Genomic DNA, 25,690 nt, shown 5'->3' on the forward strand with positions numbered 1-25,690 from the left:
CGCTTCTCCAAGGGGCTGTTCTCCTGGATCGGCTTCGACACCACCGGCTTCACCTACCGCAACGCACAACGAGCCGCCGGACGCTCCAAATGGGGCGGACGACGCCTGCTCGACTACGGCATCGACGGACTGCTCTCCTTCAACAGCCGCCCCCTGCGCATGGCCATCCACACCGGCCTGTGGCTCTTCCTGTCCGCCCTCGTCTACGCCCTGTGGATCGTCGCCAACGCCGCACTCAACGGCATCGACACACCCGGCTACGCCACCCTCATCACCGCGATCGTCGCCCTCAGCGGCATCCAACTCGCCACCCTCGGCATCATCGGCGAATACGTCGGCCGGATCTACCACGAATCCAAACGACGCCCCCACTACGTCGTGCGAGAGACCGACGTATCGGGACCCGTGCGCCACGCCGGCCGCTCCGCGGCTCCGGCCGGTGCACCGGCCCCACCGGAGCCATGAACGCCTCCGGCTTCCGGCAGTTCGCCGTCTTCGCCGCGATCGGTTTCGCCAACACGGGCGTGTACTGCGCCGTCTACGCGGTGCTGAACATCTGGCTGCCGTATCTCGCTGCCCATGCCCTGGCGTATGCGGTCAGCATCACCGGTTCGTTCCTGCTCAACTCGTCCATCACGCTTCGGACCAGGCCGACCTGGCGTGCTTTCGTGCGGTATCCCGTTTCGGCCGCCGCCAATCTCGTGGGCAGCGGTCTGTTGCTGCATCTCGCCGTGGCGAGGCTGGGGATGGACGAGCAGCTCGCCGCCCTTGCGGCCGGCGTCCTCGTCACACCGCTCTCGTTCCTGCTCGCGCGGTGGGCGATCACCTCCGGTGCGAAGGAGCCCGTCACGGAACGCGCGTCGAGTAGATGACCCGGTCCAGGTGGTAGTAGTCGGCCACACAGCGGGCCGGCCATGGGTGGCGCCCCTGGTCGCCGAAGGGCTCCAGCATGCCGCTCACGGGCAGCGGCTTGTACGGAAGTGCGTCCGCGCCCTCGGCAGCGCGGGCGCGCAGCCATGCGTCCTGCCGGTCCCAGAGCTGTGCCCTGGCCCGCATGTCGTGGCCCAGCTGCAGCAGCGGTGCGGCGAGTCCGGCGACGGTGACGAGGCAGACCGTCGCCATGACCGCAGCCGCGACGTCGGTCCACCGCCCGGGCAGGCGCGTGCGGACCACACGCCCCAGCAGACAACCGGCGGCCATGAGCATGAAGACGTACAGCAGCAGGTAGTCGTTCCAGGTCCGCGCGGCGGATGCGACGCGTGCGCCGAAGACGGGATAGGTGATGACCGTGCACAGATAGCCGGAGACCAGGAATGCGAGTGCGCCGCAACAGATCAGCAGCAGCGGACTCCGTCGCGGGGAGGCCGGATCGATGCGCCGGCGACGCGCAAGCAGGCCCAGCAGCGCTCCGGCGGCGACGGCGCCCGCGTACTGCCATGAGGTGAGGACCGTCTCCAGGATGCGCAGATAGCCTCGTGCGGCGGCGATGAGCGTCTCCGGCGCCGCCATGGACGCGGACTCGGCACCGTAGCGTTCACGCCTGTGGCGCGCTCCTGGCGACGTGAGCAGCACCACCGTACCCACGGCCACCCCTGCCATGGCGATCAGGGCAGTGCCCCTCGCACGGCCCCGGTCCCGTTCGGTGAAAAGCCGGCGGCTGAGCAGGAGAAGCCCGGAGAGCACCACCAGGACGACGACGGATGTCTCCTCCGAGAGGGTGCCCAGGAAGACTCCCGCCACGGCGGCGACGGCGAGCGCGGCCCGGCGTGCCCGTCGGCTGCGGGCGAGCAGCGCCGGGACGGCCGCGGCGCAGGCCAGCACGGGGGCCAGAGTGTGCGAGACGGATGCGGCCGGCCAGTAGAACGTCTTGTACGTGTTGGGCGTGGCGAGCAGCAGCACCGCGGTGACCATGGCCGCCGCGGACAACGGCACGCCACGCGGCACTCGCAGTGCCGCGAAGCGCAGCACAAGCACGACGAGAACCCACATGACGAGCAGCACGAGAGCCCCGCTGACGAGGCCGAACCACTGATGACCGGCAACCGGGAACCGGGCGTACAGCCCGACCAGCAGTCCGTTGCCGAGTCGGCCGTTGTCGGTGACGTAGAACTTCTCGATGAGACCGGCGATGCCGTGGTCCCGCACCACGGGCAAAAAGCACCAGTCGTCGGCGCTGGGCCGGACATGGCGGCCCAGCCACGCGGCCAGGGCCAGCAGCCCGAGCGGGGGCAGCACAGGCACCAGGGCCGGCAGCGCCGTGAGCATCCCCCGCTCGCGCCGCTGTCGTGCGTGCCGTCGGCGTGGTGCGCCGGGTCCGTCCGGTTCTCGCGGGACGGTGGCGCTCGATGCGCCGACGGCCATGTGCGTCACTGCCTTTCGGGATCCTTCCCCGCCGTTGGCCCGGCGGGTGCTCCCCACTCGACGGCAGGCTTCCGGCGTCCGCAACCCGCATGCGTCAAGTGGGGCAACGCGGGCGCACGCCCGCAGCCCCGGCCGTTGCATCCGTGCTGGTCGAGAAGAAGGCTCCGGGTGCCGTCCCGGCAGGCAGGGGCCGGTCCGGCCACCCGTCCCGTCCGCGGGTACGGCACGCCGGACGCCCCCTCAGGTACGCACGTTGCCGTCGCCGTTGCCGTCGATCCGGACGCGGGGGCTCAGCCCTGTGCGGAGTGCCGTGCCGGCTCCGGGCGCGCCTCCGGCCGACGCACCTTCCCCCGCCCCGGCGGGCGGTTCCGCCGCGCCGACGGGCACGGACGCATGGGCTGCATCCGGTCGCGGGGACCACGAGCCCACCGCGCCGGAGGGCGTACCGCCCGCGCCTGCCGTGCCGGGCGGGGCGACTCCCTGGGCCGGGACGGACACGGACGAGGCCCGGGGGTGCTGTGGACCGACCGCGTGTCAGGGCCTGTCGGGCCTGGTGACATCGTGCTCTCCGGGCGCGGCGAGCTCCTCGACCGCGTCGACGCCGACCACCGCTCCGGTGGACTTCTTGCCGCGTCGCAGCCGGCCCTCGAGCCAGGCGGCAAAGGTGGTGAGGACGAGGTTCAGCACCACGAAGACCACGGCGACGACGGTGAAGCTCGCGATGGTGTTCGCCCCGTAGTTGGCACTCATGGGCCGCACCGACGCCAGCAGTTCGGAGAAGCCCAGCAACGCGCCGCCGAGCGCGGTGTCCTTCACGATGACCACCAGCTGGCTGACGATGGCGGGCAGCATCGCGGTGACCGACTGCGGGAGCAGGACGTAGCGCATGGTCTGGCCCTTGCGCATGCCGATCGCCTTGGCCGCGTCCGTCTGGCCCCGCGGCAGGGACAGGATCCCGGCCCGTACGACCTCGGCGAGTACCGATGCGTTGTACAGCACAAGGCCGGTCACCACGGCATACAGGGGTCGGCTGTCGGGACTGACGTCGGTGAATTCGGAGTAGGCCGCGTTGGCGAAGAGCATCAGGATCAGCACCGGGATGGCACGGAAGAACTCCACGACGGTGCCGGCCGAGCCGCGCACCCAGCGACGCTCGGAGAGTCTGGCGACACCGAACAGCGCGCCGAGGGGCAGGGCGATGGCCATGGCGAGAGCGGCACCGATGAGGGTGTTCTCGAGACCGGGCAGGATGTAGGTGGTCCAGACGCGGGGGTCGGTGAAGAACGGCTCCCACTTGGCCCAGTCCAGCTGGTTCTTGTCGGCGAGGCTCTGGACGACCCACCAGCCGAGCGCCACCAGCACGGCCAGGAACACCACCGTGTACACGGCGTTGCGGCGTCGGGCCCGGGGCCCGGGTTCGTCGTAGAGGGCGACGGTCATCGCTTCACCGCCACCTTCTTGGCCACCCAGCCGAAGAACAGCCCGGTGGGCAGCGTGAGGCAGATGAAGCCGACCGCGAAGATGACGGAGATGAGGATGAGCTGGGCCTCGTTCTCGATCATCTCCCGCATCAGCAGCGCGGCCTCGGCCACGCCGATCGCGGCGGCCACGGTGGTGTTCTTGGTCAGCGCGATGAACACGTTCGTCAGCGGACCCACCACCGAGCGGAAGGCCTGGGGAAGGACGATGAGGCCCAGGACCTGGGGGAAGCCGAGACCGATGGCCCGCGCCGCCTCCACCTGGCCGATGGGCACCGTGTTGATGCCGGACCGCAGCGCCTCGCAGACGAACGCCGCCGTATAGGCGATCAGGCCGAGAACGGCGAGCCGGAAGTTGATGCCCTCGAAGTCCTTCGCGCCGAGGCTGACGTTGAGCGTCTGGAAGAGACCGAGCGAGGTGAAGACGATGATCACGGTGAGGGGGATGTTCCGCACGACGTTCACATAGACGGTTCCGAAGCCGCGCATCAGGGGCACCGGACTGACCCGCATGGCGGCCAGGAGCGTCCCCCAGATCAGGGCGCCGATCGCGGAGTAGACCGTGAGCTGCACCGTCGTCCAGAACGCCCCCAGCAGGTCATAACCCTCAAGGAAATCGAACACGATCTGCCGCACTTCCGCGTGTGTGGAGGGCGCAGCGCGCCACCCTGGCGTGCGGTGCGCCGGTCGGGCCCTGTCTCAGCCGACGATGACGCCGATCTTCGGGGCGGGCTCGTTCTGGTAGCCGGCCGGGCCGAAGTTCTTCTTGACGTATGCCTCCCAGGAGCCGTCCTGGACCATCTTCTCCAGTGCAGTGTTGATCTTGCCCTTGAGCTCGCTGCCCTTCTGTACGCCGATGCCGTAGTTCTCGTCGCTCATCTTGAAGCCGCCCAGCTTGAACTTGCCTTTGAACTGGGGCTGCGCGGCGTAGCCGGCGAGAATGGAATCGTCGGTGGTCAGCGCGTCCACGGCCTTGTTCTCCAGCCCGGTCAGGCACTCCGAGTAGCCGCCGTACTCCTGCAGCTGGGCCGCGGGCGCGAGCTTCGTCTTGACGTTCTGCGCAGATGTGGACCCCGTGACCGAGCAGAGCTTCTTGTTGTTCAGATCCGAGGGCTTCTTGATGGAGTTGTCGTCGGCCCGGACCAGCACGTCCTGGTGCGCCAGCAGATAGGGGCCGGCGAAGTCGACCTTCTTCTGGCGCTCGTCGTTGATCGAGTACGAGGCCGCGATGAAGTCGACGTCGCCGCGGTCGAGCAGGGACTCGCGGTCGGCGCTCTTGGCTTCCTTCCACACGATGTCGCCGGGCTCGTACCCGAGCTGCTTGGCGACGTAGGTGGCGACATCGACGTCGAAGCCGGTGAATTTCCCGTCGGGCGTCTTCAGGCCGATGCCCGGCTGGTCGTACTTGATACCAACGGTGATCTTGTTTCCGTCGCCGTCCGATCCGCTGCCGTCGCCGCCGTCGGATCCGCAGGCTGCGGCGGTCAGGGAAAGCGCGGCTGCGGCCGCGGCCGCAGCGGTGACCTTGTAAAACTTCATCGTGATCATCCCTGGGGATAGCTGTGCAGTGCTTGTCGGGCTCAGTGGTGGAGGATCTTCGAAAGGAAGTCCTTGGCCCGCTCACTGCGCGGATTGACGAAGAACTCGTCGGGCGTCGTCTCCTCAACGATCCGCCCATCGGCCATGAACACCACACGGTTGGCGGCCGAACGGGCGAAGCCCATCTCATGGGTGACGACGACCATGGTCATGCCGTCCTGGGCGAGCTGCTGCATGACCTCCAGTACCTCGTTGATCATTTCGGGATCGAGCGCCGAGGTCGGCTCGTCGAAGAGCATGATCTTCGGCTCCATGGCCAGCGCTCGCGCGATGGCCACACGCTGCTGCTGGCCGCCCGAGAGCTGGGCGGGGTACTTGTCGGCCTGGGAAGCGACACCGACGCGGTCGAGCAGCGATCGAGCCCGTTCCTCTGCGGCGCGTTTCTCCTTCTTACGGACCTTGATCTGGCCGAGCGTGACGTTCTGCAGCACGGTCTTGTGCGCGAAGAGGTTGAAGGACTGGAAGACCATGCCCACGTCGGCCCGAAGCCGTGCGAGTTCCTTGCCCTCGGCCGGCAGTGGCTTCCCGTCGATGACGATCTCGCCCGAGTCGATGGTCTCGAGCCTGTTGATGGCACGGCACAGGGTGGACTTTCCCGACCCCGAGGGCCCGATGACGACGACGACCTCACCGCGATGGATGGTCAGATCGATGTCCTGGAGCACATGCAGCGCGCCGAAGTGCTTGTTGACCTTGTTCAGGACAACCAGGTCACCACCTGCGCCGGGCATGGCATGGTCCTTGCTCACTGTCGCTCCGCTCCTCGGCTTCATGCTGCGTCCTCGCCGGGCGGTGCGCACGCCGGGAACGGGGTTACGGTCAGGGGCCCGGTCCAGGGGCCCCGGGAAGCTCCTGCTCGGTCCAGATGATCTTGCCGATTCCGGTCCGTCGAGTGCCCCATCGCCGCGCGAAATGCGCGACCATGTCCAGGCCCCGGCCGCCCTCGTCGTCGTCCTCGGCGTGCCGCAGATGGGGGGAGGCATTGCTGGTGTCGGAGACTTCGAAGATCAGAACGGAGTCGCGGATCATCCGGAGCCCGACGGGTCCGGACGAGTAGCGCACCGCATTGGTCACCAGCTCACTGGCGATGAGTTCGGTGGTGAAGCCGAGTTCCTCGAGGTCCCATTCCGCGAGCAGCCGTCCGACCAGGCGGCGGGCTGCGGCCGCGCTCTCCGGCTCGTTGCGCAGCGTCCAGGAGCGGATACGGTCGGGTCCGAGTGCGCGGGTGCGCGCCAGCAGCAGCAGGGCGTCGTCGTCGGGGGGCTCGGGCAGCAGCGCCGAAACCAGCGCGTCGCACATGTCCTGCAGGCGGCCCGACGGCCGTCCCAGGGCTGCGGTGTAGTGCGGAAGCCGGCTCTCGGCGGTGCCCTGGAGGAGCCCCGCGTTCTGGAGGGTGAGGATGCTGCCCTCGGGCAGGTCCACGAGGGTGGTCGTGTACGCGGGCATGCCCCGGCCGAGCACCGGGCCGTCGGGACAGTCGACGACACGGACGCTGCCGTCGGGCAGGGCGAGGAACGGCGGTGGGTGGCCGGCCCTGGCCAGTGCGCACGTGCGGGTGGCGGGGTCGTAGACGACGTACAGGCAGGCGGCGGTGAGGGGGGCCGGATCGGTACGGTCGAGGTGGGTGAACGGATGCTCGTGGGCGAGCTGCCCGGTCAGGTCGTGGAGGCATTCGAGGAGTTCGTCGGGCCGCAGGTCCATGGAGGCGAAGGCACTGACGGCCGTGCGCAGCCTTCCCATCGTGGTCACGGTGGACATGCCCCGCCCGGACACGTCCCCCGCCACGAGAGCGACACGCGCACCGGACAGCGGGAGGACGTCGTACCACACGCCGCTGGAGGCCACCGGCAGATAGGTGTAGGCGGTCTCCAGGGCGGTGTGCGCGGGCAGCCGATAGGGCACCAGGGCGCGCTGGGTCAGACGGGCGAGGGTGTGCTCACGGGTGTAGCGGCGGGCGTTGTCGACGCACACCGCCGCACGTGCGGCCAGGTCGCGGGCGACATCGAGGTCGGCGTCGACGAAAGGCCCGGAGCCCTTCGTGCGGTAGAAGGCCGCCATGCCGAGCACCACGCCCCGGGCGGTCAGCGGGACGGCCATCAGGGAGTGTGCGCCCGTCTGCCGCAGCACCGCGGAGCCGCTCGGGTCCCGGGCGAGCCAGGCGTCGTCGTCCTCCAGCCGGCGCACCAGCCTGGGCCGCAGATCGGCCATGGCCTGGGCATACGGGGTGCCGAAGCGCATCACTCTGGCATCGCCGATCTCGTACGGACTGCGGATCCCGCTCTCGCCGGCCGAGCCGAAGGCCGCCCTGCGGACGGTGATGTGGTCGACCAGCGGCCCGGGAGCCGGGGCCTCGCCGTGCAGCACCGAGTCCAGGACGTCGACCGCGACCACATCGGCCAGACCGGGCGCAGCGGCGTCGGCGAGCTCCTGTGCCGTGCGGAACACGTCCAGCGTGCTGCCGATGCGCTCACCGGCGCGGTAGACGAGGTCCAGACGCCGTTCGGCGCGGTCCCGTTCGGTGATGTCGACCACCGTCGCGGAGACTCCCAGGGTGCGGCCTTCGGCGTCCTGGAGGCGGAAGGCGGAGATGGACAGCAGTCGTTCCTCCCCTACCTGCGCATGCAAAGGCAGATAGCGGTGCCTGAAGCCGATGACGGATTCACCGCTGTCCAGTACATGACGGAGCATGCGTTCGGCGTCGTCCGCGATGACTCCCAGCTCGGTCCATGTGCGGCCGACCATCCCGCTCGTGTCGACGCCCCGCATGCCAGGCGCACCAGTGTTGAACCGCACGATCCGCAGATCGCGGTCGAGAACGTGCAGTCCGATCGGCGACTGGGTGAACAGCGCCTGGAGCAGAGCCGCACCATAGGGATCCATGCCGTACGCGCCTCCTTTGTCGTACGGCGCTTGCGCACACCTCGTCCTCCATTGACCCGCGGCAGACGCGGTCCCGCACCCCAGGCCCCGTCCGACCGGGTGAGAGCGCGGCGTCAGGCACGCGGAACCGGCCATTGCCGGTCAGCTCTGAGTGACGGGTTCCGCACACTCGGCGACGGATCCGGGGCGGGAGTGCACATGGGTGATACCCGGCGCATATGCGGGCCACCACGGGCGCGCAAGGAACGCCGGGAACCGCCTTCGACGTCCGCAGGTTTCGCGCCGTGGGGGCCACTACCGGGCGCAGAGCGGAAGACGTCACGGGCGGAGGTCTCCTAGCCTCCCTGCCCATGCGCATCACACACCTGAGACGTTTAGGTCTCTCCGCGGTCCTGGCCTTCGCCCTCGCCTGCTTCGGCATGGCGCAGCCCGCCGGCGCCGAAACCCCCGATCTGAGCTTCACCATCGACCAGCCGGTCTCAGCGCCGGGCTCGACGGTCTCGCTCACGATGACCCTGACGAACAACCAGTCCACGGACATCTGGTTCGTGTACCAGTCCGTCCAGCCGACCTGGACGACGACGCAACGCAAGGACCTCAAGTACAGCTTCGTCTCGTGCACCGCCGAGGGCGCCTCGTGCTCGGGGACCGGCAGCACCGGCCTCGGCGTCAACTACGAGATCCCGCTCCCGCCGGGAGCGACCCGCACGGTCACCCTGACCTACCGGATCGCCGCCGATTCCGGCTGCAACGGCAACATCGGCTTCTACTCGTACCTCTACTACGAGTACAACAACGGTCAGAACACCAAGGACGGCATCGTCAACACCCCGGACACCCGCGTCGCCTGCCAGCCGACGACACCGGCTGCCTCCTGATCCAGGGCACCGCACGGCATGCACCGCACCGCATGCACCGCACCGCACGGCATGCACCGCACGGCATGGCGGCCGGTCCGGACCCTTGGGTCCGGACCGGCCGCCATGACTTTCCGCGCCGCGTCCGATGGCGCAACACCCTTGGCCGAAAATACTCATGCACGGATCAGGGCATCTTGTCTGGACCACTGGCAAAAGCAAGCGTTTACCCTCCGTGCCCACTTGATCTCGACTCGTACGGGCTGCCCCCCACGGACTTCGACACCACCGCGACAGCTGCGCTTTTTCGTCAATTTTCACCGCAGGCGCACATAACTCACACGCAGACTCCACTATGTGACGCGTCAGGGCACAACGGCGGCACGCTCCCGGGAGCGGTGCGGCCGTTGTGCTGGGGGGAGACGGGGAGGGACCTCACCGCATGAAGCGGACCCGCACACAGCGGACCCTGCGCATGGCCGCGCTCACCGCCGGAGCGCTCATAGTCTCGCTCGGCCTGCCGGCAGCGCCGGTTCAGGCCGACGACGGAACACCCCGCATCGATCTGCGGGTGCTGATCGTGTCCGACGGGGGGCCGGCCACGGACGCCATAGCCGCCGAACTCGACGGTGCGGGAACCCCGTACACCGTCATCGAACTCGCGAGTTCCGACCGCCCGTCGATCGACGCGGCGTTTCTGGCCGACACGGTCGACGGGCGCCCGAGAGCGAAGTACCAGGCCGTCGTCCTGCCCAACGACAACCCGTTCCCGGCCGGTTCGCCCGAGATGGCGGCTCTCGTCGCGTACGAGAAGACGTATGCGATCCCGCAGGTCGACGCCTACACCTACGCGAGGCCGCAGGCGGGGCTCGACTACCCGGTGAACGGCGGATACGCGGGGCCCGTCGACGGGATCACCGCGGGGGTCACCGCGGCCGGCACGGCAGGGCCCTTCGGCTATCTCGACGGCTCCTTCACCTTCGAGGACAACGACCCTTCCGTGGACGAGAGCTGGGGCTTCCTGTCCCGACCCAGGGCCGGGGCGAACTTCACCACCTACGTCGACGCGCAGATACCCGGCAGGGCGACCAGGGGCAGCCTCGTCGGCGAGTACCGGCACGACGGCCGCCGCGAACTCGTCGTCACTTTTGTCGCCAACCGGTACCAGCAGCAGTTCCGGCTGCTCGCCCGCGGAATCGTCGACTGGATGACCCAGGGCGTGCGTCTGGGCTCCTCGCGGAACTACTTCTCCGTCCACGTCGACGACGTCTTCGCGAGCGACGACCGCTGGGACACCGTGCTCAACTGCACCCCCGGTGATGTGGACTGCCGGCCGGGGCAGGGCACGCCGAACCCGATCCGCATGACTCCCGACGACGTCCGGCAGGCCGTCGACTGGTCCCGCGCCCGTGGCCTCACCCTGGACCTCGCGTACAACGGCGGCGGCAGCGTCGAGTACCGCGAGGACCACGGCGGGGCCGACCCGCTGGCCGACCGCCTGACCGCGGACCGCGACGCATTCCGCTGGATCAACCACACCTACGACCACCCGTATCTGGGCTGCGAGCAGGACGTCACCGTCGTCCCGTGGAAGTGCGCCACGAACCCGGACGGCAGTACCCGCTATGTCGGCCGGGCCGAGATCTCGCGGCAGATCTCCGAGAACCGGCAGTGGGCGCAGCAGGCAGGTCTGCCGCTGGAGAGCGGTGAGCTGGTGACCGGCGAGCACTCCGGTCTCAAACTGCTGCCCCAGCAGCCCGACGACAACCCCGGCCTGGCACCCGCGCTCTCCGACAACGGCATCAGCTGGCTCGGTTCCGACAACTCCCGCGATCCGCAGCAGCGTCGGGTCGGTCCGGCCCTGACCGTCTCGCGCTACCCGATGAATGTCTTCTACAACGTGGGCCGGGCCGCCGAACAGGTCGACGAGTACAACTGGATCTATACCAGCAGGGCCCAGGGCGGCAGCGGCATCTGTGAGGGTTCGGCGACCACGACCTGCCTCGACGCACCGCTCGACCCCGCGACCGGCTACACGGACCACATCGTGCCGCTGGAGGCGCGGATCGCGATGGGACACGTGCTGGCGAACGACCCCCGTCCGCACTTCATCCACCAGTCGAACCTCGCCGAGGACCGTATCGCCTACCCGGTCCTCGACCGGGTCATCGGCCAGTACACCGCGCTCTACGCGGACAGTGCCCCGCTGGTGAATCTGCGGATGAAGGACATCGGGGCCGAGCTGCGCGAACGCGCCGCCTGGAACAGCGCGGTGAAGGCCGGTCAGGTCACGGCCTACCGGATCGGCGACTCGGTGAGCATCACAGCACCCGAGGGCATCGCGGTGAACGCCACGATGCCGTCCGGCACGGTCCTGTCGCTCCCGGACGGCCCGGCCGCCTTCGGACAGCCGTACGCGGGGACCGTCTCGGGCCGGGTGTCGCCGGCGGCGGGCCAGGAGAGCGTGGCGCTCGTCCTGCCGTCCGCGCCGGCAGGGGCCGAGGCCGGCGTCGGGACCGCGCGCGGTACGACACCCGCGCCCGACGTGCCCGTGCCTGCAGGAGTCGAGCGCCAGGTGCCGCCCGACGGCGACCGGCGTCGCTGAACCGGCCGCACCGGCCGACCGCGAGCAAGCGGGTTCCGGACGCCCATGCGGCGTCCGGGACCCTTCGCTCGCCCCCCGCACACTTCTTCCTGCCGTGGAGCTCATCCATGCACGTTCAGCACCGCGCGCCGCGCCCAGGCGCGGCGCGGGTCACTCTTCTCACCGAAGGCACCTACCCGCACAGTCACGGCGGCGTGAGTGTCTGGTGCGACCAACTCGTGGGCGGCATGCCCGACATCGACTTCGACGTGATCGCGGTGACCGGCACCGGGCGTGAGCCCGTCGTATGGGACCTGCCACCCCATGTGGCCGAGCCGGTGACGGTGCCGATGTGGGGCCCCGCCCCCGCCGGTTCCCCTCCGCGCGGCCGCAGGGAACGGCGTCTGATGGCCGCGTACGAGAGATTCCTGACCGCCCTGCTCGACCCCACCGCCGAGGACGGCTTCGCTCCCGCGCTGTACGAGATGGCGCGCGTCGCACGCGACGGGCAGCTCAGCCCGGCGCTGCGCGGCGACCGCGCCCTGCGGGTGCTGACCGGCGTCTGGAACCGGCCCGGCCTGACCGTTCGGGAGGCACGGCCCACACTCCACGATGCCGTCACCGCCACCGCGCTGCTGGAGCACGCCCTGCGGCCGCTCGCGGCCCTCCCGCCCGAGCAGGGCGTGGCGCATGCGGTCAGCGGAGGGGTCGCCGTGCTGCCCGGCCTCGCCGCCCAGGAACTCCACGGCGTCCCGCTGTTGCTGACCGAGCACGGCGTATACCTGCGGGAACGCTATCTGGGCTACCGGACGGCGCCTTACCGCTGGCCGGTCAAGGCCGTGCTTCTCGGCTTCTTCCGGCTGTTGGCGGAGGAAACCTACCGGCGCGCCGCCCTGATCACCCCCGGCAACCGGTACAACCGGCTCTGGGAGGAGGAGGGTGGTGCCGATCCCCGGCTGATACGCACGGTCTACAACGGGGTCGACCCGGCCGCTTTTCCGCCCGCCGGTCCCGAGCCGGAGGGACCGACCCTCAGCTGGGCGGGCCGGGTCGACCCGATCAAGGACCTGGAGACGCTGATACGGGCGTTCGCCCAGGTCCGTGGTGTCCTCCCGGAAGCCACCCTCCGGCTGTTCGGCGGCACTCCGCGCGGCGGCGAGGCCTACCGCGAGCGCTGCGAGGCGCTCGCGGACGAGCTCGGCCACGGCGACGCGGTCACCTTCGAAGGCCGGGTCGACGACATCCGCGACGCCTATGCGGCGGGCAGTGTGGTGATGCTCTCGAGCATCAGCGAAGGCTTTCCCTTCACCCTGATCGAGGCGATGTCGTGCGGCCGGGCCACCGTCTCCACCGATGTGGGCGGAGTGCGGGAGGCGGTGGGCGACGCCGGACTGGTCGTCCCGCCGCGCGATCCGGGCGCGATGGCGGCGGCCGCGCTCGAGCTGCTGGCCGATCCACCCCGCCGGTCGGCGATGGGAGAGGCCGCCAGACTGCGGGTCATCGAGCAGTTCACGCTCCGTCAGACCATCGACACCTTCCGGGCCATCTACCTCGAACTGTCCGTACGCGGCACGCTCCGGCTCGCCGATCCCTGGAGCGAGGACCTCACAGGCGAGGCGGTCCTCAGGAGCGTGGCCGGATGAGCGGTCCCATGGCCCTGGAACCCGACGGCGGCCAGGGCGACACCCTCGCGCTGCGGCTCTCGTCCTGCGACACCATGCTCGCGTTGCGCCTGGACGGATCCGCGCCCGACAGCGCGCTCGCGCTGCGGATGCCACGGGCGGCCGACGACCCGGTGGACGTGCTGGCCGCCGAACTGGCGGACCGGATAGGGCCCTCGGTGCACCCCTACGAGGTCGCGGCCGTGCTGGAGTCGGAGGGGCTGACGGGCGAGCAGATCAGGGAGCGATACGGCCACCCGGACCTGTTCTCCCTCGCCGCCGACCTCTACGGACGGGTGCCGCGCAGCTTTCCAGAACCGCCGACGGGGGCCGATCCATGGGCGCCCGACCATGTCAGATGTGCTCTGCGTGGTGCGCTGTTCGCCCTGCCGGGACTGGCGTATCTGCTGACCGGCCGGCTGTGGCACGGCGAGCGAGGGGTCTACGCGCTGGTCGCGGCGGGACTGCTTTCGTGGGCCTGGGGACAGGCGCTCAGCCATCGTGCGTATCTGCGGCTGGCCGTGGGGCGCCGGGAGGCAGGCAGAACACTGGTCCTCGGAGCGCCGGCGGGGGCTCTGGCCGCGGCGACGGCCGGAGTCGCGGTGTCGGGGCCTGGTCCGGCCGCTGTGTTCGCGGTCGGGCAGTCGCTGTACCTTGCGGCGGCGGGAGTGCTGCTGGTGTGCGGGAAGGAACGCGTCCTGCTGTGCACGCTCACCCCACTGCTGGCGGGAGCCGCGGTCCTGCCCTGGTGGGACCCCCTTCCCTCGGTGCGCGTCGCGGTGCCTTCGCTGACCGTGGTGCTGGCCGTCGCAGCCGCGGGGCATGCGGTCCGGGGCATGCTCGGGGCCGATGCCGCGTCAGGCGACGCCGCGCGCCCGCGTCTCCTCGAGTCGCTTCCGTACGGGCTGTTCGGACTGTCCGCCGGCGTACTGGTCATGTTCGTGGGGCGGCAACAGCCGCTCGCCGTGATCGCGCTCACCCTGAGCATGGGCCCGGCTGAATGGCTGCTGTACCGCTACCGCGGGCTGTCGGTGGCGGCGCTGCGGGCGGCGGCGGACGAGACCGGATTCCGGCTGCGTTCCGCGGGAACGCTGGCGATCTGTCTCGGCGTCTATCTGCTCCCCCTGGTGCCGGCTGCTCTGCTGACGGGCACGGAACCGGCCCCGCTCCTCGCCGTCGCGGCACTGCTGTGGACCGCCCTGCTGCTGCAGGCGTTCGGGATCGCATGGCCCCCGGCCATGGTGGCCCTCGCCGCGGCGTCCGGTGCGTCGACCGCCGCGGCCGTCGGCCGGACACCGGGCGCCGCGGCCCTACTGCTCTGTTCGGGCATCGCGGCCTCACTGCTCGTGGCCGCCGTCCTGTGGCTGCTGGGACGGCCGACCGCGCACGCCTGATCCACTCCGGCGGCACAAGAGCCGTCACCCCTGCCCGACGGGCACTACCCACCGCACACCACTGATCACCAAGAGACACCAACGGCATATGAACTTCCGGGAAAGGAACTCCAGTTGACTACCGCACCGCTCGCCGCCGTCACCGGCGCAGAGGGCTTCATCGGCTCGCACCTCACCGAGGCGCTCGTGGCCTCCGGGCACCGGGTCCGGGCCATGGCCCAGTACAACTCCTTCTCCTCATACGGCTGGCTGGAGACTCTGCCGCCCGAGGTACTCGACCACGTCGAGATCGTTCTGGGCGACGTCCGCGACCCCGGCTCGGTCCGTGCCCTCGTCGAAGGCGCGGAGGCGGCCTACCACCTCGCCGCGCTCATCGCGATCCCGTACTCGTACCAGGCGCCGCACAGTTACGTCGACACGAACGTCACCGGCACGCTCAATGTGCTGGAGGCCGTCCGCGCCCTGGACGTCCCCCGCCTGGTCCACACCTCCACGAGTGAGACCTACGGAACCGCCCGGACGGTGCCCATCACTGAGGACCATCCCATCAACACCCAGTCCCCGTACGCGGCCTCGAAGGCAGGCGGGGACAGGCTCGCCGACAGCTATCACGCGAGTTTCGAGACGCCCGTGGTCACTCTGCGCCCCTTCAACACCTTCGGCCCCCGTCAGTCGATGCGCGCCGTGATCCCGACCGTGATCGGCCAGGTCGCCGCCGGCGCTCGCACCATCACCCTGGGCGATCTGCGGCCGACCCGTGACTTCACCTTCGTCAAGGACACGGCGAACGCCTTCCTGGCGGTGGGCAGCGCTCCGGCCGAGGCCGTCGTGGGCCGGACCTTCAACGCGGGTACCGGCGGGGAGATCTCGGTGGGTGACCTCGTGCGGCTCATCGGCAAGGTGATGGACACCGACCTCGAGGTGCAGGAGGACGAGAAGCGCATCCGGCCCGCGGGCTCGGAGGTCATGCGTCTGGTCGCGGATGCGACCAGGCTGCGCGAAGCGACCGGCTGGTCGCCCGCGCACGACCTGGAGCAGGGCCTCGCACGGACCGTGGAGTTCTTCCGCGACCCGGCCAATCTCGCCCGGTACAAGACCGGCATCTACAACATCTGACCCGACCCGACGGTCCGGTCCCGGCCGTCCGGACCGTCCACTTCCACGACCGCCGCACCGACAGGGGGCTCCTCATGCACGCAGTAATTCTCGCCGGAGGCAAAGGCATCCGGCTCCGTCCCTACACCACGGCACTCCCCAAGCCACTCGTTCCGATCGGGGACCAGCACGCGATCCTGGAGATCGTGCTCCGGCAGCTCGCGGCCTGTGGGTTCACCGGTTGCACCATCGCCGTCGGCCACCTCGGTCAGATCATCCGTGCCTATGTCGGCAGCGGTTCACGCTGGGGGCTGAACATCGACTACGCGACCGAGGAAAGCCCACTGGGCACCATGGGCCCACTGCTGACCATGCGGGACCGGCTCCCCGAGACCTTCCTGGTCATGAACGGCGACATCCTCACCGACCTCGACTATGCCGACGTACTGCTCCGGCACCGTGCGTCGGAGGCCGCACTGACCATCGCCACCTACGCCCGCAGGGTCCACATCGATTTCGGGGTGCTGACCACGGACGCGGGCAGGGTGGTGGGCTTCGCGGAGAAGCCGAGCATGGACTACCGCGTCTCCATGGGGGTGTACGGACTGTCCCGCACCACCCTCGACGGCTACACCCCCGGGCTCCCGCTCGGGTTCGACGAGCTCGTCCTCGACCTGCTGAAGGACCAGAACCCTCCGCATGCCTATGAGTTCGACGGTTACTGGCTCGACATCGGACGGCCCGACGACTACGACCGGGCCAACGCCGAATTCACCACCCACCAGTCGCTGCTGCTCAAGGGAGCCTGAACACCTCATGCACATCATCGTCCTGGGCCACACCGGGTACCTGGGCCGGCACATCGCCGAGCAACTGGGGGCCGTGGAGGGCGTCCGGCTGTTCGGCGGCGGCCGCGCGCCCTCCGCCGACCTCCGCGTCGACCTCGCCACGGCCGACCCGGGGCGGCTGGCCGACGTCCTCGCGGACTTCGCCCCCGACGCCGTCGTCAACTGCGCGGGGGCTCTGGGCGGCGACCCGGTGACGGACGCCGAGGTCAACGCCCGCGGTCCCGCCGTGCTGTGTGCGGCCCTGCGGAAAGCCGCGCCCTCCGCCCGGCTGGTGCATCTGGGTTCGGCCGCGGAATACGGGGCGACCGAGCACGGCGTGCGCGTCACCGAGGACGCCCCGACCCGGCCGGTCGCCTCCTACGGCGCGACCAAGCTCGCGGGAACGATCGCGGTGGCGTCGTCGGGGCTCGACGCGGTCGTCCTTCGTGTGGGGAACCCGGTCGGCCCCGGTGCCGTGCCGATGAGCCTGCCCGGCGGCACCGCGATGCGGCTGCGCCGGGCGGGTACGGGCCCGGACGCCGCCGTACGCTTCGGCGATCTGTCCGCCTACCGCGACTTCGTCGATGTGAGGGACCTGGCCCGAGCGGTGGTGCTGGCGACGACCGCGGACGGGCCGCTCCCCCGCATCCTCAACATCAGCGGCGGCCGTGCCCTCCCGATCCGCGATCTGGTCCACGCGCTCGCGGACGTGGCGGGATTCCGCGGACGGATCGACGAGGCGGGCACCGGCTCGTCCCGCTCCGCCGGTGTCCCCTGGCAGTGCTCCGACATCACGGCTGCACACGACGCCCTCGGCTGGGAGCCCCGGTTCGGGCTGGAGGACTCCGTCGCCGCCCTGTGGGCCTCTCTGTACGCACGACCGGAATCGGACCCGGAGGCGGCACAGGCGCCATGACCCTGCTCGTCCCGCTCTATGTCCACCCCGCGCAGGACCCGGGCGCCTGGGAACTGCTCGCGGCATCCGCGGACCGGGTCTACGGCGTCGTGCTCAATGCCGCGAGCGGTCCTGGCACGCAGCCCGACCCGGCGTTCGTCTCCGCCGCCCGCGCCCTGCGGGCGGCGGGCACCCGCGTTCTCGGCTACGTCGACCTGGACTATGGTGTACGCCCCCACTCCGCCGTGCTCCACGACCTCGACCGCCATCGTGAGTGGTACGGCACCGACGGCTGCTTCTTCGACCAGGTGCCGGCCGACCGCTCCGCCCTGCCGGACTGCCGCCGGCTCGTGCGGGCGGCACGCCAGCGGGGTGCGGCAACGGTCGTGCTCAATCCGGGTGTTCACCCCGCCCCGGGCTACGCTCGGATCGCCGATCTTCTGGTGACCTTCGAGGGCCCTTGGTCGGTGTACCTGTCCTCCTTCACCCGCCCCCGCTGGACCGCCCGCCACCCGGAGGAGCGGTTCTGCCATCTGGTGTACGGTGTGCCGCCCGCGCTCGCCCGGGTCGCCGCGCGGGCGGCCGAGGAGCGCGGGGCCGCGGTGTCCTGTGCGGTGCCCGACAGCCTGCCGAACCCCTGGACGGCCCCGCCGCCCGCCCTTCTCGGGGAGACGCCGTGACCGCCCGCACCCATCCGCCGCTGCTGTTCGTCGCCCTTGTTCTGCTCCTGGTGGCGGGGTGTACGGCGGAACCCCGCCCGGACCCGGCGCACGGGCCGGGTCGTGAGCGCTGGCGGCCGAGGCCGGGCACGCCCTGGCAGTGGCAGCTCGACGGGCGTGCCGATCCTGCCGCGGCGGACGTTCCCGTGTACGACATCGACGGTTTCGAGAATTCCGCGGCGGATGTGGCACGCCTCCACCGGGACGGCCGGAAGGTCATCTGCTACATCAACGCCGGTGCCTGGGAGGACTTCAGACCCGACCATGCCGCGTTTCCCGCTGCCGTGCGGGGCAGGCCGAACGGCTGGGACGGTGAGCGCTGGCTGGACATCCGCCGGCTGGACGTGCTCCGGCCGCTGCTGGAACGGCGCTTCGACATGTGCCGCGACAAGGGCTTCGACGCGGTGGAGCCGGACCTCATGGACGGCTACCTCAATGACACGGGCTTCCCCCTGACCGCCGCCCACCAGCTCGCGTACAACCGCATGCTCGCCCGTATCGCCCATGACCGCGGTCTGTCCGTGGGGCTCAAGAACGACGTGCCCCAGATCCCCGAACTGGTGAGGGACTTCGACTTCGCGGTCAACGAGGAGTGCGCCCAGTACGGCGAATGCACACGGCTCACCCCCTTCATCAAGGCCGGGAAGGCGGTCTTCCATGTCGAATACGCCCTGTCCACACAGGACTTCTGCGCTGAGTCCCGCCGGATCGGCCTGTCCTCGATGCGCAAGAGGCTCGGCCTGGACCGCTGGCGTCAGCCCTGCTGACCCCGCGGCCCTGCCGATCGTCCCATCGTGCCGGTCGTCGCCTGCCCGTCGGCGTGCGGGCGGCTGGTAGTCGTCTGCCGGTCGTCGTTCGTTGACTGCCGGTCGTCGACTACCGGTGGCATGGTCATGTACCGGGGCGAAGGAAGCGCCGGAGCCTCGTCAGGGTCCAGGTGTTGATGATGTCGTCCTTGGTCAGCCAGCCGCGCTGTGCCGTCGCCACCCCGTAGCGCATGTACGGCAGATGCGTGGTGGAGTGGGAGTCCGAGTTCACGGCGAACTTCACGCCGTACCGCTTCGCTCGCAGGACGTCCTCGTCGCAGAGGTCGAGCCGCTCGGGGTGGGCGTTGATCTCCAGGGCGGTGCCGGTCCTGGCACAGGCTTCGAAGACGGCGTCGAAGTCGGCGTCGATGCCGGGGCGCTTGCCGATCCGGCGGGTCGTGGGGTGACCGATGACCGCGACATGGGGGTTCTCGCAGGCACGGACGAGGCGGCGGGTGAGTGCCTGCCGGCTCTGGTTGAAGTGCGAGTGGACCGAGGCGACACAGATGTCGAAGCCTGCGAGGAAGTCGTCGGGCCAGTCCACGTCGCCGTCGGGGCCGATGTTGAGCTCCGTGCCGTGGAGCAGCCTCATTCCCCGGTGTTTCCGGTCGAGTTCGCGGACCCGTTCGCGCTGGGCGAGCATCTTCTCCCTGGTCATGCGCTGCATGGCTAGATCGGGCGCATGGTCGGTGACCGCGTAGTAGGAGTATCCGCGCTCAGCCGCCGCGGCGATCATGTCCTCGAGCGGGGCCAGTCCGTCGGTCAGATCGGTGTGTGTATGGAGATCACCCCTGATGTCCTTCTCGGTGACCAGGTCGGGCAGTTCGCCCCGCAGTCCGGCCGCGATCTCGCCGCGGTCCTCCCGGAGGGTCGGCGGGATCCAGGGCAGCCCGAGGCGTCGGTAGATCTCCTCCTCGGTCGCGGAGGCGATCTTCTCCCCGCTCCCGGCGTCGAAGAGACCGTACTCGGACAGCTTGAGCTTGTGGCGTACGGCGATCTTGCGGGTGCGGATGTTGTGCGCCTTGGAGCCGGTGAAGTACTGCAGTCCGGCGCCCCAGGAGTCGGGAGGCAGCACTCTCAGATCGACCTGGAGGCCCCTGGTGGTGCGGATGGAGGTCTTCTTGGCGCCGTGCGCGATGACCTCGGCGGTGTACGGGAGGCTCCCGAGCGCCTCCATGAACGGCGCCGAGGTGTCGGCTGCCACGAGGATGTCGATGTCGCCGATGGTCTCCCTCATCCGCCGCAGTGATCCTGCGTACGTACACCCTTCGCAGCCCTTGATCTGCGACAGCTCGCCGACGATCTGCTCGGCGGATTCCATCGCGGCGTTGAGGAGGATGCGGCTGCCGGCCTTCTGCATCAGTGAGATGCCATGGAGGAGATTCTCCTCGGTCCTCTCCCCGAAGCCCTTCAGATCGCGCAGCCGCTCTTCGTGGATGGCGTCGAGCAGCTGGTCCACGGAGGAGATCTCCAGCTCCTGGTAGAGCGCCATGGCCTTCTTCGGCCCGAGCATCGGGATCGTCATCAGCTCGCGCACTCCGGCCGGGACCGACCGCCTCCGCTCCTCGACGACGGAGATCGACCCGGTCGTCAGATATTCGGTCACCTTGTCGGCGATGGACTTGCCGACATTGGGGATCTCCCGCAGCCCCGTCGCGTCGAGCTTGGCGACATCGGTGGGGTGGCCGCCGATGGCGCGGGCCGCCTTCTCGTAGGACCTGGCTCTGAAGGCGTCCCCTCCGGTGATCGCGATGAGATCGGCGTATTCCTGGAGGAGCGCCTCGATCTCTTCGTTGGCCCTGGGCATGCTTCCAGCCTCACATGGGCCACGGCCGCGCGCCCGGCTGGTGGGCACACCAGGGCCCGACACCGGTCCAGGGCCGATCGGGACGGAGAAACCGCAGGTCGGACCAGGTGTCGTCACGGCAGGGAACACCAGATCGACCCTCGGCGTTGTCACCGGGAAGCGCCGTTGATGCTGGGAAGGCGCCGACGTCGACGAGCTGTGGTGTCCACCCGGCTGCCCCACCGGAGATCCATGTCCAGTCCCCGAGGCTCCCGAGCCGTTCCCGCCACGCTCGCCGCGGCGGTCGTCGCCCTGCTCGTGGGCTGCTCGGCCGGCGGCGGCACCGCGGCCGCAAGGCCCGCAGGCGCCACCACCGCATCCCCCGTCGACGCGCCGCCGCGGGCGATACCCACGGACACACCGGTCGCCGGTGGGTCGGCTCGCGCCCCGGCGCCCACACCTTCGCTGCCCCCGCCGGCTCCGGACTCCACCCCGGCCGTGGCGGCACCCGCCTCGTTGTCCATCCCGTCGATCGGACTCGAGAACCTGCGTGTCGTTCCGTACGCGGGCACGACCGACGACCTACCGGGCACCCGTATCCAGGACCGCGGCGTCGCCGCCAGTCCGCACGGCGCCGATGGCGGCGTCGGCCCGGGCCAGGTCGGCAACTATCTGGTGACGGCCCACCGTCTGTCCGCCGGCGGCCCTCTGCGAGAGCTTCCGTCCGTCGATGTGGGCGACAGCGTTCTCGTCGCCTCGGCTGGCACGGTATACGAGTACCGGATCACCGAGAGCAGGAAGACGTCCTTCCGCTCCGATCGCTCCCTCGCCGAGCAGCGGGCAGCGGTTCCCGGCTTCCCGGGACGACGGCCCACCCAGGCGATGGTCACGATCTCCACCTGCGCAACCCCGGAGGACACTGCGGCCGGGAACTTCTGGCGCGACGACAGGGGGAACCCGGAGCACCGCATCGACAAGGTCGGCGTGCTGACCTCGGTACGGGAGTCCGGCTCGGGTCGTTGACCACCCGTGATGCCGGCCGGCAACGGGCTCGGGCTCGGCTTGCGCGGCCGGTGACCTTGTGCGCCGCCAACGCCGGTGCTGTGCCGACGACCTGACCTCGACCGCAGTCGACCGCAGGGCCCCTTCGCCTCCTGCGCAACCAGCTCCGCGTGCAACTGCCCTGTTCCTGGCCGCCGTCGGCGCCCATGACGCCACGGCACGGCCCCCGGGCGGCGCTTGAACCACCTCGGCGTTGCGTGCCCGAGCCGACCGACGGGTGCCGTGATGCGTGAGCGGGACGGCAGACCTAGCCTCGAATGAGTGGTCCGTTCGAGGGAGAGAGCAGATGTCAACCGCATACATGCCTTCCGGGCCGGTGCTCGAGCCCGAGGCCACGGAGTTCGCCGCGGCCACGGGCAGCCACCCGTTCCTGTTCGAAATGCCTCCGGTGGAAGGCCGCAGAGCCGTCGACGACGTGCAGTCCGGCGACATCGCCATGCCCGAGGTAGACGAGGAGTGGGTCACCGTTCACAGTGGTCCCACCGGCTCGGTCCGTGCCCGCATCGTCAAACCCTCGGGCGCCACCGGCACGCTCCCCGTGATCATCTACATCCATGGGGCCGGCTGGGTGTTCGGCGACGCGCACACCCATGACCGCCTGGTGCGCGAACTGGCCGCCGGCGTGGGTGCGGCGGTGGTCTTCCCCGAGTACGACCGCTCTCCTGAGGCCCACTACCCGGTGGCCATCGAGCAGAACTACGCGGTCGCGCGGTGGGTCGTCACCGATGGTGCGAGCAAAGGTCTGGACGCGTCGAGAATGGCGGTGTCCGGAGACTCGGTGGGCGGCAACATGGCCATCGCGCTCACGCTGATGGCCAAGGAACGCGGTGACGTACCGCTGGTGCACCAGGTGCTCTTCTATCCGGTGACCGACGCGAACTTCGACACACCTTCGTACCACCAGTTCGCTGAGGGGTACTTTCTGCGCCGCGACGGCATGCAGTGGTTCTGGGACCAGTACACGACCGATGAGAGCCAGCGGGAACAGATCACCGCCTCGCCGCTGCGCGCGGGCCTGGACGAGCTCGCGGGGCTTCCCCCGGCCCTGGTCATCACCGGTGAGGCGGATGTCCTGCGCGACGAGGGCGAGGCGTACGCGAACAAGCTCCGCCAGGCGGGCGTGCCGGTGACCGCCACGCGCTACCAGGGGATCATCCACGACTTCGTGATGCTCAACGCCCTGCGATCCACGCATGCCGCCGAAGCGGCCATCGCCCAGGCCATCGCCACGCTGAAGAGCGCGCTCGACAGCGGCTGAGACCGGACCGCAGCGGCTGAGACCGCACCGCGCCCGAGAGTCCGGCCCACGGCAGACGCGGGGGCCGGGTCTCCCGAGGGTGACCGTGTCGGGCAGCGGTACGTCCCGGGCGCGGGGCCGCGCCTCAGGCCACAGCGGCCAGCGTGTCCACCAGTCTGCGGCGTGCGGCACGTGCCGCGGGCAGGGCGGACAGCGCCACCGCGCCCAGCACGGCCGTCACCGCCAGCAGGGCCAGCAGTCCCGGGGACGGGGCATGGGCGATCCCGGAACCGATACCGCTGGAGCGGCCCTCGGCATTGATCAGCCAGTGCGCGAGCGGCACACCGAGCCCCGCACCCACCACGGCCGCGGCCAGGGCCGTGAAACCCACGGCGGTCACCGTGACCGCCGTGATCTCGCGCGGCGACAGCCCGATCGCCTTCAGCGCGAGCAGGTCCCGTTCGCCCTCCCGTACGGTCCCGCCGATCACCGTCGACAGTTCGGTGAGGCCGATCAGCGCCAGCACGGCGATCAGCCCGACGACGACACCGCGCATGGGCGACAGTCGGTCGGCGGGGCTGGTCACCTCGTGGATGTCCAGCCGCCCCCGGGACACCTCCGACAGCGCCTTTCGCACCTCGGTGGGGTCCGCGCCCGGACGCAGCTGGAGCTGGTGGAGCGTCGCCCTCAGCCCCGGGTCGTTCTCCCGGAGCGTGTCGAGCGAGGTCGACACAGTGCGTCCACCGTTCTCCGGCTCGATGCTGCGGCCGACGATGTGCAGGATCTGCGGGTGACCGCCGACCGTCATCCGGACCCAGTCACCGACACCGACGCCGAGGAGATCCAGCAGGCCCTGTCCGGCGACGGCCTCGTCGGGGCCGACGGCCGCACGGCCCTCGGCCACCGAGTACGGATAGGGACGCTCCCGGGTGCCGAACCCGCGCAGTGCGATGGTGCCGGTCTGGCCGGGGACGAGCGCTGCGACCTCCACGCCCGGATGGGCCGCTGCGACCCGTTCGTCGCCTTCGAGAAGGATCTGCGCCTCCCGGTCTCCCAGGGTCTCGTCCGCCCGGGCCGTGAGGGCGGCGGCGAGCCCGAGCTCCGACGGCCTGCTCTCGAAGCGGCCGATGGTCGTCCAGGCACTCAGTGCGACCGTGATGAGCAGCAGCGGCAGCGCGAGCCGGGCGACCGTGGCCGGGGCCTGCGGTCCGCGTGCGAAGGCCCGGTGGAATCCGAGGACCAGCGCGGGCAGTAGCCGTAGCCCGAGGGCCCTGCGCGCCGGACCGCTCAGCCGCCCGCCCGCGCCCGTGGCCGCAAGGAGTACCGGAACGGGAGGCACCCGGCCCGCCCGCCATGCGGCGAGACATGTGGTGACGCCGATGAACAGCACCGCCGCGACCGGGACGGCGAGCAGCACTGCGGTGTGTCCGGGGAATCCCTGCCACACGCCGACCGCCTCACCGAGTCTGCCGGGCATACGGCCGCCGAGCGTTTCGGTGAGGACCGTGGCGGCGAAGGCGCCGAGCACGGCGAACGCCAGATGCTGGACGAGGAAGACGCGCACCACCTGGCCCGGGGTGAAGCCGATGGCCTTGAGGACGGAGATGTCCCGCAGATGCCCTCGGACCCGGGTGCTGATCGCGCCGTAGACGGCGAGCGCGGCGGCGAGCAGCGCGCCGAGGCCGAAGAGCCCCAGCACCTGGCCGAGCAGTCGGGTGTCGCCCTGGGCGTCCGCACGCGCTTCCTGCCAGTTCGACACGCCGGTCACGGCTCCGGCGCCGAGCCGGGTGACGGCGCGCTGGACCGCGTAGTCCGTGTCCTCGGGTTCGGTGAGGAGCAGCCCGGCGACCTGCCCCGGCCGGTCACCGGCGCTTTGGGCCGCCCGGACCGCGGAGGGGAGTGCCCAGACGGTGCCGGGGCGCTCGCCGGGGCGGTAGCGGGGCTCGGCGCTGTCCGCGACTCCGAGCACGGTGAGCGTGCGCCCGGTGCCCGGCAGGGTGAGGATGTCGCCCGGGGCCGCCACCAGGGTCCTGGCCAGGCTGCTCTCCAGGACGACGCCGTCGGGGGTCGCCCCGGTGAGCCACTGGCCGGCGGTGATCAGGGGCCGCCCGGCCGCGGGGGGCTCCTCGGCCGCGCCGCGCAGCTCGACGCCCGCCCGCGCACCGCGGGTCTCCACCGTGGCGGTGGCCGTGCGATAGGGGCCCGCGACCGATTCGACGCCGTCGAGCGATTCGAGGCCGGCCATGTCGGCGGACGGCCCGGCGTGGATCCAGACATGCGCCCCGTGGGACTGCGTGAAGACTCGCTGCCAGGGGTTGGTGGCGTAGCCGAAGAGGGCGGCGGCCAGCAGCAGTGCGGCGACGATGCCGGCGGTCGCGGAGACGATGAACGTCGCCTCGCCGCGGTGCGTGCGCAGATCCGCGTGCGCCCAGCGCAGAGTGGCCCGCAC

The 25,690-nt window shown here is 70.4% G+C and carries 20 protein-coding genes and 1 pseudogene; 13 read left to right on the top strand and 8 right to left on the bottom strand.

From position 1 onward, the window contains the following. Both AC068D_RS25225 and AC068D_RS25230 read left to right on the top strand, forming a co-directional pair. A pseudogene (locus AC068D_RS25225) lies at nucleotides 1-465 on the top strand (glycosyltransferase); the annotation flags it as partial. Beyond that, entirely contained in the window at nucleotides 462-872 is a 411-nt protein-coding gene (locus AC068D_RS25230; protein WP_478825326.1) for a GtrA family protein, read from the top strand. The pseudogene AC068D_RS25225 and the gene AC068D_RS25230, both read left to right, overlap by 4 nt. On the opposite strand, the gene AC068D_RS25235 is transcribed toward AC068D_RS25230, so the two are convergent. From AC068D_RS25235 to AC068D_RS25260, 6 genes are all read right to left on the bottom strand, one after another. Further along, nucleotides 847-2,361 (bottom strand): DUF6056 family protein, encoded by a 1,515-nt coding sequence (locus tag AC068D_RS25235; RefSeq protein WP_478825541.1) that lies wholly within the window; start codon nucleotides 2,359-2,361, stop codon nucleotides 847-849. The genes AC068D_RS25230 and AC068D_RS25235 overlap by 26 nt on opposite strands. 534 nt (nucleotides 2,362-2,895) lie before the next feature. After that, a complete protein-coding gene (locus AC068D_RS25240) occupies nucleotides 2,896-3,801 on the bottom strand; it encodes an amino acid ABC transporter permease (protein WP_478825327.1) in 906 nt (301 codons plus the stop codon). Further along, nucleotides 3,798-4,463, bottom strand: a complete 666-nt coding sequence (locus AC068D_RS25245) for an amino acid ABC transporter permease (protein ID WP_478825328.1) — start codon at nucleotides 4,461-4,463, stop codon at nucleotides 3,798-3,800. Before AC068D_RS25245 ends, AC068D_RS25240 begins: the two co-directional genes overlap by 4 nt. A 75-nt stretch (nucleotides 4,464-4,538) precedes the next feature. Continuing rightward, nucleotides 4,539-5,378 carry a glutamate ABC transporter substrate-binding protein gene (locus AC068D_RS25250; protein WP_478825329.1) on the bottom strand — a complete coding sequence of 280 codons (840 nt, stop codon included), beginning with the start codon at nucleotides 5,376-5,378 and terminating at the stop codon, nucleotides 4,539-4,541. Between the two features lie 41 nt (nucleotides 5,379-5,419). Continuing rightward, a complete protein-coding gene (locus AC068D_RS25255; RefSeq protein WP_478825542.1) occupies nucleotides 5,420-6,169 on the bottom strand; it encodes an amino acid ABC transporter ATP-binding protein in 750 nt (249 codons plus the stop codon). 88 nt (nucleotides 6,170-6,257) lie between these two features. Beyond that, entirely contained in the window at nucleotides 6,258-8,318 is a 2,061-nt protein-coding gene (locus AC068D_RS25260) for an ATP-binding SpoIIE family protein phosphatase (protein ID WP_478825330.1), read from the bottom strand. Nucleotides 8,319-8,668: 350 nt separating this feature from the next. Here AC068D_RS25260 and AC068D_RS25265 point away from each other — a divergent pair, with 350 nt between their 5' ends. The 9 genes from AC068D_RS25265 (at nucleotide 8,669) to AC068D_RS25305 (ending at nucleotide 19,117) form a co-directional block, all read left to right on the top strand. Then, nucleotides 8,669-9,196, top strand: a complete 528-nt coding sequence (locus AC068D_RS25265) for a hypothetical protein (RefSeq protein WP_478825331.1) — start codon at nucleotides 8,669-8,671, stop codon at nucleotides 9,194-9,196. A 421-nt stretch (nucleotides 9,197-9,617) separates the two neighbouring features. Next, nucleotides 9,618-11,780: a hypothetical protein gene (locus tag AC068D_RS25270; RefSeq protein WP_478825332.1), complete on the top strand. Its 2,163-nt coding sequence runs from the start codon at nucleotides 9,618-9,620 to the stop codon at nucleotides 11,778-11,780. Nucleotides 11,781-11,887: 107 nt separating this feature from the next. Next, a complete protein-coding gene (gene pelF / locus AC068D_RS25275; protein ID WP_478825333.1) occupies nucleotides 11,888-13,402 on the top strand; it encodes a GT4 family glycosyltransferase PelF in 1,515 nt (504 codons plus the stop codon). Continuing rightward, entirely contained in the window at nucleotides 13,399-14,814 is a 1,416-nt protein-coding gene (locus AC068D_RS25280) for a hypothetical protein (RefSeq protein WP_478825334.1), read from the top strand. Before pelF ends, AC068D_RS25280 begins: the two co-directional genes overlap by 4 nt. 114 nt (nucleotides 14,815-14,928) lie before the next feature. After that, nucleotides 14,929-15,930, top strand: a complete 1,002-nt coding sequence (locus AC068D_RS25285) for an SDR family NAD(P)-dependent oxidoreductase (protein ID WP_478825335.1) — start codon at nucleotides 14,929-14,931, stop codon at nucleotides 15,928-15,930. A 74-nt stretch (nucleotides 15,931-16,004) separates the two neighbouring features. Beyond that, nucleotides 16,005-16,718 carry a sugar phosphate nucleotidyltransferase gene (locus tag AC068D_RS25290; protein ID WP_478825336.1) on the top strand — a complete coding sequence of 238 codons (714 nt, stop codon included), beginning with the start codon at nucleotides 16,005-16,007 and terminating at the stop codon, nucleotides 16,716-16,718. A 7-nt stretch (nucleotides 16,719-16,725) separates the two neighbouring features. Then, the gene (locus tag AC068D_RS25295) at nucleotides 16,726-17,652 is read left to right on the top strand and encodes an NAD-dependent epimerase/dehydratase family protein (RefSeq protein WP_478825337.1); all 927 of its coding nucleotides are present in this window, start codon (nucleotides 16,726-16,728) and stop codon (nucleotides 17,650-17,652) included. Then, complete coding sequence (locus AC068D_RS25300) at nucleotides 17,649-18,311, top strand: spherulation-specific family 4 protein (RefSeq protein ID WP_478825338.1); 663 nt, start codon at nucleotides 17,649-17,651, stop codon at nucleotides 18,309-18,311. Before AC068D_RS25295 ends, AC068D_RS25300 begins: the two co-directional genes overlap by 4 nt. After that, a complete protein-coding gene (locus AC068D_RS25305) occupies nucleotides 18,308-19,117 on the top strand; it encodes an endo alpha-1,4 polygalactosaminidase (RefSeq protein ID WP_478825339.1) in 810 nt (269 codons plus the stop codon). Before AC068D_RS25300 ends, AC068D_RS25305 begins: the two co-directional genes overlap by 4 nt. A gap of 124 nt (nucleotides 19,118-19,241) precedes the next feature. Here AC068D_RS25305 and polX read toward each other — a convergent pair whose 3' ends face one another. Continuing rightward, complete coding sequence (gene polX / locus AC068D_RS25310; RefSeq protein ID WP_478825340.1) at nucleotides 19,242-20,963, bottom strand: DNA polymerase/3'-5' exonuclease PolX; 1,722 nt, start codon at nucleotides 20,961-20,963, stop codon at nucleotides 19,242-19,244. A gap of 231 nt (nucleotides 20,964-21,194) precedes the next feature. On the opposite strand from polX, the gene AC068D_RS25315 reads away from it, so the two are divergent. Next, nucleotides 21,195-21,965 (top strand): class E sortase, encoded by a 771-nt coding sequence (locus tag AC068D_RS25315; RefSeq protein ID WP_478825341.1) that lies wholly within the window; start codon nucleotides 21,195-21,197, stop codon nucleotides 21,963-21,965. A gap of 325 nt (nucleotides 21,966-22,290) precedes the next feature. After that, nucleotides 22,291-23,262 (top strand): alpha/beta hydrolase, encoded by a 972-nt coding sequence (locus tag AC068D_RS25320; RefSeq protein ID WP_478825342.1) that lies wholly within the window; start codon nucleotides 22,291-22,293, stop codon nucleotides 23,260-23,262. Nucleotides 23,263-23,386: 124 nt separating this feature from the next. On the opposite strand, the gene AC068D_RS25325 is transcribed toward AC068D_RS25320, so the two are convergent. Then, nucleotides 23,387-25,690 (bottom strand): ABC transporter permease, encoded by a 2,304-nt coding sequence (locus tag AC068D_RS25325; protein ID WP_478825343.1) that lies wholly within the window; start codon nucleotides 25,688-25,690, stop codon nucleotides 23,387-23,389.

This window comes from Streptomyces sp. NPDC043861 (genome assembly GCF_056435905.1).